Annotated in this window: 10 protein-coding genes; 9 read left to right on the plus strand and 1 reads right to left on the minus strand. The window is 66.2% G+C overall.

Going from position 1 to position 11,249, the window contains the following annotated elements:
• Nucleotides 1-90: 90 nt before the first annotated feature.
• The 9 genes from ACFQ87_RS41555 (at nucleotide 91) to ACFQ87_RS41595 (ending at nucleotide 9,891) form a co-directional block, all read left to right on the plus strand.
• Nucleotides 91-1,338: an MFS transporter gene (locus ACFQ87_RS41555; RefSeq protein ID WP_380616159.1), complete on the plus strand. Its 1,248-nt coding sequence runs from the start codon at nucleotides 91-93 to the stop codon at nucleotides 1,336-1,338.
• 23 nt (nucleotides 1,339-1,361) lie between these two features.
• Nucleotides 1,362-2,693 (plus strand): MmgE/PrpD family protein, encoded by a 1,332-nt coding sequence (locus ACFQ87_RS41560; protein ID WP_380616160.1) that lies wholly within the window; start codon nucleotides 1,362-1,364, stop codon nucleotides 2,691-2,693.
• Nucleotides 2,690-3,604, plus strand: a complete 915-nt coding sequence (locus ACFQ87_RS41565; protein ID WP_380616161.1) for a TOMM precursor leader peptide-binding protein — start codon at nucleotides 2,690-2,692, stop codon at nucleotides 3,602-3,604. The genes ACFQ87_RS41560 and ACFQ87_RS41565 overlap by 4 nt, the downstream gene beginning before the upstream one ends.
• Entirely contained in the window at nucleotides 3,604-4,941 is a 1,338-nt protein-coding gene (locus tag ACFQ87_RS41570; RefSeq protein ID WP_380616162.1) for a YcaO-like family protein, read from the plus strand. Before ACFQ87_RS41565 ends, ACFQ87_RS41570 begins: the two co-directional genes overlap by 1 nt.
• Before the next feature lie 11 nt (nucleotides 4,942-4,952).
• Nucleotides 4,953-5,696: a SagB/ThcOx family dehydrogenase gene (locus ACFQ87_RS41575; RefSeq protein WP_380616163.1), complete on the plus strand. Its 744-nt coding sequence runs from the start codon at nucleotides 4,953-4,955 to the stop codon at nucleotides 5,694-5,696.
• Nucleotides 5,697-5,720: 24 nt separating this feature from the next.
• Complete coding sequence (locus ACFQ87_RS41580) at nucleotides 5,721-6,956, plus strand: M16 family metallopeptidase (RefSeq protein WP_380616164.1); 1,236 nt, start codon at nucleotides 5,721-5,723, stop codon at nucleotides 6,954-6,956.
• Nucleotides 6,957-7,194: 238 nt separating this feature from the next.
• Nucleotides 7,195-8,208 (plus strand): insulinase family protein, encoded by a 1,014-nt coding sequence (locus ACFQ87_RS41585; protein ID WP_380616165.1) that lies wholly within the window; start codon nucleotides 7,195-7,197, stop codon nucleotides 8,206-8,208.
• 2 nt (nucleotides 8,209-8,210) lie between these two features.
• On the plus strand, nucleotides 8,211-8,864 hold the full coding sequence (locus ACFQ87_RS41590; protein ID WP_380616166.1) for a 2OG-Fe(II) oxygenase: 654 nt from the start codon (nucleotides 8,211-8,213) through the stop codon (nucleotides 8,862-8,864).
• 712 nt (nucleotides 8,865-9,576) lie between these two features.
• A complete protein-coding gene (locus ACFQ87_RS41595; RefSeq protein WP_380616167.1) occupies nucleotides 9,577-9,891 on the plus strand; it encodes a hypothetical protein in 315 nt (104 codons plus the stop codon).
• A gap of 116 nt (nucleotides 9,892-10,007) precedes the next feature.
• Here ACFQ87_RS41595 and ACFQ87_RS41600 read toward each other — a convergent pair.
• Nucleotides 10,008-11,249, minus strand: a 1,242-nt coding sequence (locus ACFQ87_RS41600; RefSeq protein WP_380616168.1) for a helicase associated domain-containing protein, incomplete at its 5' end; no start/stop codon positions are given.

Below are 11,249 nucleotides of genomic sequence, written 5' to 3' on the forward strand. Positions count from 1 at the left end.
CGGTGCTGCGCCTTCCTTATCCCCCCCCCCCCCCACCACGCAGTACCAGCGTACGCTGCGGCCGGCCGCGCCCTTGAGGAGGAGTGTGACGTGGCCCCACCCCATGCCGAGCAGCGCGCGTGGAGCAAAGCAGCGATTCTGGCTATCGCCTTTACGACCTTTCTCTCGTCAACCGCCTTCTACCTCAATCTACCGGCGCTGCCGCTCTATGTGGCGCACCTGGATCGCGGGCATGCGACTGCCTGGCTCGGCCCCATTGTCGGAATCACCTTCTTGGTGAGTGCCGTTGTCAATCCTTTTTGGGGAGCACTTGCCGATCGGTTCGGTCAGCACAAGATGATGCTGCGAGCAGCTGGCGCGGTGACTCTGGTCTATGCGTTCACCCCGCTTGCCAATACCCCGCTGACCTTTCTGGTTCTACGATTCTTCGCAGGTCTTGCTTCGGGATACATACCCGCCGCGACTGCGTTGCTCAGCAAGAACGTCGACGATGAACAGCTCGGCAGGGCAATGAGCATCATGTCGGTGGCGAGAAACTCCGGTGCCCTGGTTGGGCCGGCTCTGGGCGCCCTGTTGCTGGCAGGTGGAACGTTCAACATGGTCTACGAGTCGGCAGCGGTCATCATGCTGCTCTGCTTCGCGCTGACGCTGCTCCTGCCGCGAGCCACGGCTCCGGCCCTGGAACCCCGGGCGGTCGATCGGGACCTGATACTGGGGCCGTTCCGCTCACTCGGACGCGGAACGACCGCAACAGGAATGCGTCCCGTGCTGCTGGTGGTGCTGCTGACGAGCATGGCCAGCGCGGTAGTTCAGATGATTCTTCCACTGCAGCTCGCCCATGGCGATCGACAGGGGGGCCGAGCACTGGCCGGGATCGCCTTCTCGATCGGTGGTGTGGCCTCGCTGCTGACCGCGTACGGCTGGGGCTGGCTGACCGACAAGGTCGGAGTCCGCCGACTCCTCCCGTCGGTGTTCGGGTTGGGCGTGGTTTTCGGGGTGGCCCAGTCACTCTCGACCTCTACCTGGGCGATCCTGGTCAGCTACACGCTCTACTGCATCGCCCTCTGTGAGGTGTTCACGTTGTTGACGGTCGCGCTGACGCAGACGGCGCCGCCCGAGACCCGCGGAATGACCTTCGGCATGAACAACACAGTGACACAGCTGGGCCAGGCATTCGGGCCGGCAGCGGCCGGATTCGTGGTCGCGGCTTCGTCGCTCAGGGCAGGCATCCTCCTCGCGGTGTCCATGTTCGTCGTCGCGTTTATTGTCACGCGCCACAGTTTCAAAGAATTGCAGGGAAAGCAGAGCGAGGAGCCTGCTACTTCCGGCGCTCGCTGAGCGGTGAAAAGAAAGTACGACACATGGATTGGCGCGCCCTCCCTAGGCTTGCAGCTGAGGCATACCCCGAAAGCATGCCACCTTCGTCGCATGTCGAGGAATGCAAGTTCGCCTTGCTGGATACGGTCGCGAGCGCATGGTCCACGCCTGATTCCGTGCCGCCGCGCTCGAAATCGTCCGGCGGCAACGGCGGATTTCCGACCTCATGGGCGACCGGCTCACCAGCCGAGTTGTCATCGGCCTGTTATGAAAACGCCTTCGCTGCCCATGCGAGCGAATTCGACTGTATTCACTACATGGCCGTCGGGCATCCCGGCGCGGCAATTCTCCCGGCGCTTGTCCCGCTCATGCAGAATGGGGAGATCCAGGCTCCGGACGTAATCTCCGGGTATCTGACCGGCCTTGAGGTCATGGCGACGCTCGGTGAGGCGGTCGGTGACCGTCTGCGCAAACGCGGCTTCCACAGCACTCCGGTACTCGGAGCCCCGGCGGCTGCGGCAGCGGTAGCCAGGGCACTACGGCTCGACGCCACACGCACGTCGTGGGCCATGTTTCTGGCTTCCACGTCCAACGTGGGCTTTGCCTGCGCTCATGGCACGGTCGGCAAGCCGCGCCAAGTAGCGGCGGCGTGTCGCGGGGGGCTCGAGGCGGCGCTGCACAGCGCGGCCATGCTGGGCGAGGAGCTCCCGACCGGCTGGCAACAGCCCCTGGAAGTGCTCCTGCAGGAGGAGCTTCCGACTCCGCTGCATGCGTTCGGAGCCCCTTGGGCCCTGGATGTCTTGCCCACCTACCACAAGCGGTTTCCCATGTGCGGATACTTCGACGCCCCCATCGCTCATGTCGACGCCCTTCGTGTGCGCGGGTTTCTGCGGGAGGCCGTCCGGATAACTCTCGGAGTGCCGGAGTACATAGCGACTGCGAGCAAGTACCGTCTGCCATCGACCATCGAGCAGGCGCGGTTCTCCCTCCCGTTCTCGGTGGCCGGCCTGCTGGCTCGCGGGTCGATAGACCCGACGCTCTTCTCGGAGCCATCCCTTTCGGATTCCGATATCCAGCGGTGGGCAACGGCCGTCCAGGTTCAGAAAGTCGACGGAGAGCTCGGCCCGCTGGGCGATTCGATAACTGGATTCGTCTCCGTCGAGCGTTTCGACGGGAGCCATGAAACGGCAGCCGTAACGTACCGGGTGGAGCCCCCAGTGACCAGCTGGGAGATGCTCGAGGAGAAGCTCGGAAACATTCTTCCCAATGCTTCAGAGGCTACCGTGCGGGAAATTGTCAACGGATTCCAGGAATTCGAAAACCTCGATAGTCGCCAGCTGGCCGCGATCCTAGCGCTAGGAGCAGAGAATCGATGACGAAGATCAGACTGGCTGCGGACGCAGCCCTTTTCGACGACAGCGCTGAAGCGGTTGTCTACCGGAGCAACAGCCGGTCGGGATTTGCGCTCCGGGGGTTGTGGGGTCAGCTCCTGGGTGATGTGTGGGACTTTGTCAGCTCCGCTGGCGCGGCCGACACTGACGAGCTCGCGGGGCACCTGGCGGAGCGGGGCGTTGACCGCGAGGAAGCGTTGGAGTTCATCACCGAGCTGACCAAGCGTGGGGCGCTCACCACGGAGGAACAGCAGGTTCTCCGCAAGGAACCCCTCACGAGCGTCGCCCTCGCTGGAATGCCCGGTGCAGTGGACCTGTTGCGGGACCTGCTGAGTGCCGGTGATCACCGACGCTCGGATGGCCTCTCGGTGGTCGACTGGGAGGCTGGCCGAGCGGTACGACCGTCGCAGCAGGCTGTGGTGGTGATCGGAGACGCCTCCGACGTCGCCCTCTTCAAGCAGGTCAACCGAGAGGCGATGCAGTCCGGTTCGCACTTTCTGAGTGCCATGGTCGGGGACGGCGTGCTCACGGTCGGCCCGACGGTGATCCCCGGGGGATCAGCCTGCTTCCAGTGCTTCTGGACGCGGAGGACGATGGAGGACGATGTCTCGACACCGACCTGGATTGCCGACGCCCGTCCGCGTGCGCACGGGGCTTCGGGCGATGGAGGCGCGGAGGGCGCCGCCAGTCGGGGCATGCTCGTACACATGGCGGCAGCGATGCTGGTTGCCGAGATCGAGCGCCTTCGACTGAGTGTTTTCGCCCCCGCGTTGGTCAGCAAGGTCGCGGTGCTCTCCGAGGCCACGCTCCGCAGTGAGGTCCATGCAGTCTTTCCGGTGCCCGCGTGTCCCTCCTGTGCCCTGGCTGACCAAGCCGGTCAGCGGGGGGGCTGCTGATGATCAGCCAGCTGACCGTGGAGAAGCTCTGCGAAGGCAGGGAGCCGGACGCGCGAAAGCTCCTCCCCCGATTCGTCACTGCGGTGAGTCCCCTGGTGGGAATCATCCGGCTGCTCGAAGAGGAACGCGACTACTACAACGACGAGCCCACCACTCTGCTGCACCGCGCGGAGGTGGTGCCGACGAACCGAATCTCCTCGAGCGGCTATGCCAAGCGCGCCGCGGAAGGAGGGCGCGGATTCGATCCGGACGAGACCGTCGTCGGAGCGGTCTTCGAAGCCTTCGAGCGTTACAGTCTGTCCGTGTACCAGGAGGAGGACCTCCTACTCGGAAGCCATCGGTCCATCCTGGCGCAGGGCCGGCAGGCCGTGGCACCCTCGCGCTTCCTGTGTGCGCAGACCTCGACCGACGACGACCGGCGCCGTGCGGACGATATACAGCGGGCATGGGTCCCCGGCTTGTCCATGGCTACCGGATCCGAATGCCTCGTCCCGGCCCAGTCGGTTTACCTGCCGTATTTCGCATCGGACGAAGAGGGCTACCTGCGCGATCCGCTGACGACCGGAGCGGCCTCAGGACTGTCCCGGGCAGCAGCTGCCCGCCGAGGCCTCCTGGAGGTGGTGGAGCGGGACGCTGTCATGCTCATGCATTACCTGCAGCTCGAGCCTGCCCGGCTCGACACGCGGGGATGTACCGACCACCGACTGGTGGAGCTGCTCGCCGACGCCGGGCGGCACAATCTGCACATCAGGCTGTTCCGGATTCCCACTGACCTGCCGGCGCATGTCGTCGTGGCGCAGGTGATTGACCCGTCCGGGGTCGGTCCGGAGATGACCGTCGGCTCCAAGGCCTCGCTGTCACTTACCGATGCCATGGTCGGTGCCGCGCTTGAGGCGATCTGCTTCCGTCGGGGACTGCGGGACCGATTCGACTACGCGAAGAACTACGCCGAGCGGCATCTGCGCAGTGGCATGGACATCAACTGCTTGGAAGAGCGCACCTATTACTGGATGCAGCCCGGCATGTCGAGCACGCTCTCCTACCTGGACCAGGCCGAGCTGGCTGTGGCCCCTGAGCACTTCCGCGACCACGTCGGCTCGATGCGGCGTCTGGTGTCCTACATCCTTGACCAGATCGGGGACATTGTCGTGTGCGACGTCGCGACCTCCGATGTACGCGAGATGGGTGTCTCGGTGGTCAAGGTGGTGATCCCCGAGCTCCAGCCGATGCATCTGGCGGAACCACTGAAGGTGTTCACGAGCCGGCTCCTGGGGTTCGGAGCCTCGCACGGCCACGGAGACCTCACGCCGACCAGTGTGCCCCATCCGTTCCTCTGAGGGAGTGAACCGTGCCCAGCAAAGCCTTCGCCTACCGCGATTTTCACGCCGCCAGCTCCATCGAGGGCAGGTACATGGAGAGCGAGAACTGGACCTCCGTCGCGGACTGGCCCCGTGAGTGGCTCGACATCACCTTCAAGACGTACCCGCGCATGCCGCGGGTGCCGCTCCCCGACGAGGAGTGGCACTCCAGGCTCTCCCTTCAACAGGCGCTCCTGGAACGGTCGTCGGGACGTACCAACGTCGAGGAGGATCTGCCGCTTCGGAGCTTGTCCACGTTGCTCAGGGAGGCGATGCGGATCAAGCCGACCGAGGTGGACCCGGGGTCCCGGCGGGTCTATCCCTCTGCGGGCGCACGCTTTCCGGTGGAGGCCTATCTGGTGGCCAACCGCTGCGAGGGTGTCGCAAGTGGTCTCTACCACTACCGCCCCTTCGACCACTCTCTCGAGCAGCTGACGGTCGGACCGCAGCGTGAGCAGTTGCTCAAGGTCTTCGGCCACGACTGGATCGCGGACAGCCGGTGCGTGATCCTGCTGAGCGGCGAACTGTCGCGTTCCGCCGTGAAATACGGCGACCGGGCCTACCGCTTCTCGCTGATCGAGGCCGGGCACGTCATGCACAACTTCCTACTCATCGGCACCGACCTTGACGTGGCGGTCACCCCGATCGGGGGATTCGCCGACGATCGGATGCACCGCTTCCTTGGCTTCGGGCCCACTGAGGAGCACGTTCTCTACAGCGCAGTCCTCTCCTGAACTGCCAGCGAAGGAAAGATTTTGATGGTCACTCAGGCCGAGGCCCGGGAGGCGCCGGAGCCTTCCCCCGTCGCCTCCCGGGCCACGGTCTCGTCCGGGCTCACCGTCTTCGTGGAACAGAGTCCGGGCCCCCAGTTCACCTGGTCGTCGGCATGGCGAGTCGGGTTCCGTTCCGAGCGGGACGGGAGCCACGGCTTGGCACATCTGTGCGAACACCTGCTGTTTCAGGGCAGCCCGGAGTTCCCGAAGCTCTCGTACTACCGCATGATCGAGGCGGCGGGCGGGCTGGCGAACGCACGCACTCGAGCTGACTTCACGGTGTTCTTCGGGAGCGCACGGTACGAGCACTGGGAGTCGGTCCTGGCGCTCGAAGCAGACAGGTTCCGGAACACGTTGGTGTCCGATGCCATCGTCTCGAACCAGCACGATGTCATCGCCGCCGAGGTCGGTGAGAAGCTTCACAGCAGCCCGCGCGGAACGTACCCGTGGGTCGATGTGCCACTGTCCCTGTTCTCGAACCCTGCCCACGCGCACGACGGATATGCCGGCCCGGCAATGGCAGAGCCTCCGGCCACCGACGCCGTCCAGGCTTTCTTCCACGAGAACTACCGGCCTGCCGACAGCGTTCTCTGGCTGCACGGGCCGCTCGAACCGGCCCGGACCATGGACCTCGTAGACCGCTTGTTCGGCGAGCCTCGGCTGCACCTCCATCCGAGCCCCGGGGCGGTCCGGGCAGTGGTCCGGAACGTCCCGAAGGAGCCGGTCGTCTCCCGGGCGATCGGGTCGGCTGTTGCCTGGGCCCTCCCAGACCCCATCCGGCGTGAGCACCTCGGCCCGCTTCTCCTGCTGGTCGAGGGCCTGGGCAAGGCTCTGAACGTGGACTTCAACGCCAATGCCTACTGGGGGATGTTCGATGAACCGTGTCAGATGGCGGATCCCTTGTATGTGACAGTGGATGCGCAGGTCCCCGGTCATCAGTTGTCAGCCGCGATGAGGAACTGGCTGGAGGGGATCGCACGCAACGGACCCACACAGACGGAGATCTCCCGTTGGGCCGCGAGCTACGCGCTGAAGGCCGGCCGGGTCAGGCACAACCGTGTCGAGCGGACGGTGGCGCGTTCGGTCGACGCTCTGCTGCACGGCGACCCGCAGTTCACGGACACGCTTCTCGCTGGCCTCTCCCAGATCGGGGTGCCCGAGGTGGCGTGGGCGGCCGCAACGGTCCTGGGCAGTAACTGGGTGGTTCTCCCTCATGAGTGACCGATCGGGAGCCCCTGCTCTGCGCGCTGCCGCAGAACGCGTTTCGGCCCTGCTGCGCCCCTTCGACGAAGCCCGGCGGGTTTCCGGCGCCTGGATCATCCCCGTCCCGTCGGCCACCGTCGAGGTCCGTGTCTTCGTCCCCTGGACCGCTCCCGCCTGGCTGCCGGCATCGGCGGGTGACGCGGTCGCCGCCCGGATCGGAACGGCGCTGAGCGGGGAGTTCTCCGACCATGCCCGCGTGAAGGCCGTCAACACCATCGGGGGTCTCCAGCTCAGTGCGTTCGTCGCTCCTGCTGCTGGGCTCCGCTTCCTTGATGCCCTGTGGAAAGTGCCGGCTCTTCTCGATGCGGGGCCCTGGTACGTAGAGAACAGCGTAGTGGGGAGGCCGAGCTCTCAGGACCCACCGGAGGACCTCTCCCGACGGCAAGCTCTGCGCAGTGCTCATCGGCGTACCGGTGGCCTTGTCCAGGATCTCTCTGGCCACACACCCTTTCGTCCTGACTGGGAGAACGCGCGGATCGTGGTGCTGGGGGACGTGAGCGGAAACGTGGTGCCACGCTGGCACCCAGGCTCCGCCGGTACGTTCGTTCCGGTGTCCGCCGCATCGCCCGCGCCGGGAGAGCCCCGGGAGGAGCCCGGATCGGAGGGCCACAGTTTCACGGAAACCTACTCGGTGGGAGTCGTCTGCCCGATCGGCATCGGTACGACGGAGCACGCGGCTGCGGCGGAACTCGTCAACACGCTGCTGGGCGGATGCCACTCCAGTTACCTCGTGGAGACCGTGCGGGAGCGACTCGGGCTCGCCTACTCGCCCTCCTCGGCACTCCACCGTGGGCCAGGTGTCGCACACCTCTGGGTGTGGCTGCCAAGCAGGCCTGGCTCGTTCTCAGGCATGGCCGAGGCGGTGAGCGGGGTGCTCGACGGCTTGCCGGAGATCCCGCCCGACCGGCTCGACATGGCCAAGGGTTATCTCGCCGGGAAGCTGGACCGCGCGCTGGACGAACCCCGCGCCCTGGCGAACCTCTTGCTCGAATGGCCATCGGGGAGCGTGGACGGACCTGGGATTGTCGAACATCACCTGGCCATTGCCGATGTAACTGTCAGTCAGACCGTTGAGGTCGCACGCGCCTTGCTCCGATACAGGGCCGTACACGTCACCGGACGGAAGCGGGACCTGGGCGGACTTCAGGACGCCCTGAGGCAACTGGCGCCAAGAGGCATCAGTCCCACACTCACGAACGACGGAGGTTGACCATGGAATCCGACTCCACCACAACGCTCGACAAGGTCGAGGTTCACGGCTCGCCTTTCCCTCATCTGACCGTGGCGGACTTCCTGTCCGCCGAGGACAGCGAGTCCGTGCTCGCCTGGCTGGAGGGTTTCGACGGCTGGACCAGCAAGAGCGAGCAGCACTACAAGTCGGACGTCCACCACTTCCCGGGTGGAAACATTCCGGCGGATCTCCAGGGGATCCTCACACCTGACAAGCTCGCCCGGGTACGCACGCTGATGGAACAGTCCTTCGGAGTGCGCTTCCAGAGTGACTACTTCTTGCTCGCGAACCGCTACGTGCCAGGTGATGGCACGGCAGTGCACTCCGACTTCAATCCGGACAAGAGCCACAAGTACTTCTTCACGCACAGGCTGATCGCCTACTTCAACCGGTCGTGGGAGCCCAGCGACGGCGGAGTGCTCGGACTCTTCGCCTCGGAAAACCCGTCGTCACTCGCCGCCCAGTACAACCCCGTTCACAACACCGCCGCTGGGATGGCGATGGGAACGTCCTCGTATCACGCCGTCAGCGCACTGCGACAGGGCATCCGCTACTGCCTGATCTTCTCCTTTACGACCGAGAGCGGCGAGTACCAGGAGTCTCTTGAGGCTCCCAGGAGCCTGACCGGGGCATAGTGCCGGAGCTTTGTCGGCTGGGTCCCGAGAGAACACGCACCCGGCCGGCGACCCGTTGTCATGCCGCATGTGGGCAGGCCGGCCTGGTCGGTGGGAGGCGGGCCCGTTGGGCTGAGTTTGGACCAGGGTGCACCTCCTGCTTTCTGCTTCAACACCCCGGTCGGCTTCCTGCCGACGACGGGGCGATGGCTTGGGCGCTCCCCTCGAAGGCGGCCTCCACGAAGTGAACCAGCCCGTCGGTCGGGCTCGCAGTGGCAACTCCCATCGTGTGAAGGGCATGCCGTCATGAGTCGTTCGCGACGCGGCACTGCCGCACCGGGACGCGCCACGATCTCGCTTCTCCGTCACGATCGAAGCTTCGCTTTTTACTGTCGGGGTAGTGGGCTCTGGCGTTTGCCCAGTTCGCCGGACATGGTGGTGGCCACCGCGGGACTCTCGGAGTGGGTTGAAGACTCTGTGAGGGTGCGGTGGCCACTGCCATCAGTGTGCCCGTCGGCTGTGGAGCCGGGGGCAGTTTCGAGGATCTCGTTGAGTTCCGCGAGTGTCTGTACGGCTGTCTGACGAAGCGGGGTGATGCGATGTTCGGCGTGGTGGATGCCCTGTGTGGCCCGGTCGTGATGGAGTCGCTCGCGACGTACGCCGCAACGAGCCCGCCCGGTACCACCTGGCCGTCACGGCAGCGGGCACGATGGCCGACATCCTGCCCGAACCGATGCTCGACACGTACGCAAGAGCAGCCCTCGACGCACTCGCCAAGGAAGAAGAACACAGGGGCGGTCCGCTGCCAGGCCTGGGATTCGTCCGGTACTTCGACAGCGCCCTCACCCGCGCGATCGGTGACCTGGACGACCACACGGACGGATTCCACGAGGCCTGGCACACCATGCTGCTGCTGCGCAGCATCCTGTCCGGCGGCGAGCTGGCCGCGTTCATCGAGTGCGTGCAGGACGCGCTCAACCTGGGCCGGCCCGACCCGGACGCCTCGAAGGACCGACAGCGACGAACGGCGGACTATCTCGTGCCGTGAAGCCCCCGCGGCGAAAGGCCGCCACCCGCAGGTGACGGCCTTCCTGTGCCTTCTCGGGGCCGCCGTAGCGTAACGCGCGCCTCCGACAACAGCCCCATCCCGGCCGGGCGGGCCCGCTACGCCCACTCCACCCCGTGCTCGGCGAGCTGCGCGAGCTGGCCCGGGGTCAGCTTCGCCCGGCGGGCCTTCTGGTTGTTGAGCCAGGTGCCCAGCGCGAAGTGCGACACCACCACCTGCTCCTCACCGCCGGGGCCGGCCTCCACGGTCTCCAGCGGCTCCTTGTGCGGGCGGGGAACCCGCGGATGCCGCTCCCGCTCCACGAACTGCGCCAGCGCCGCCAGGCCCTGGGCGAACCGGTCGGTGCGGGACACCTTCGGCTCAGCCACTGCCGCGGCCTTGGCAGCCACCAGCTCCTGGTCCTCCTCGATGCCGATCGCGGTCAGCAGGTCCTGCTGCTCCTCGGCCAGGTCTGGCCAGCCGGCTCGCTGCGCCTGCACCCACCGGCCGAGCTGCTCACCCTCGTACACCGTGTCCAGCGGCAGCCTGGTCCAGTCGACCAGGCCGTCGGACTCCAGCCACCACAGCCACGCGGTGGCATAGGCACGCTGCCAGGTGACCGGCCACACCGGGCACCACCACGGGTCGATCTCCTCCAACGCCCTGCGCCGCTCGGGCGACAGCGCGCCCTGCTCTCCGGCCGGCACCGCCGCGGCGGTGCGCAAGTCGGCGAGCCACGTGCCGATGGCGTAGCCGCCGATGGAGGCCCGTGCCGGCGCCGCCAGCGAGCCGCCGTGGCCCTTCGCCCAGACCCGCGCCCAGTCGAGGCCGGCCTCGAACCGGGCGTCGGACACGGACCAGATCATCCCGAGGGCGTCGAGCATGTCGACGCGGTGGCGCGCCAATTCACCCAAAGAATGCTCGCTCCGTCGGTCCGAAAGCCATTTCCCGAGCGGGAAATTACCCTCCTCTCCGACCATCGCGGAATAGGGAACATCAAGCCCACCGGTCTCCTCATGCCAGCGCCTGGCGTGGTTGATGCCCTCGCGCCAGAACTGGTTCTCACCCGTCAGCACCCGGGAGGCGATGAACAGCGCGAGCACGTTCTCGTCCACCGGCGTCTGGAACCGCACCGGCAGCGTGAACGCACCCGACCCACCGGCACCCACACCGCTCTCACCAGGACCGGAAGCCGCCTCAGCGCTGCGCCCCTTGGTCCGCTCGCCGGACTTCTGCGGCACGGCCAGGGCCTCGACGACCTTGGCGGGGTCTGTACGGTCTTCGGTGTAACTCCCGATCAAGGAAGAACACCTGATGAGCGACGTGATCGTCTCTGCCGAGGCGGTTGAGGAAGTCCGGCC

The sequence above is a fragment of the Kitasatospora sp. NPDC056531 genome, assembly GCF_042794375.1.
Lineage (GTDB): Bacteria > Actinomycetota > Actinomycetes > Streptomycetales > Streptomycetaceae > Kitasatospora.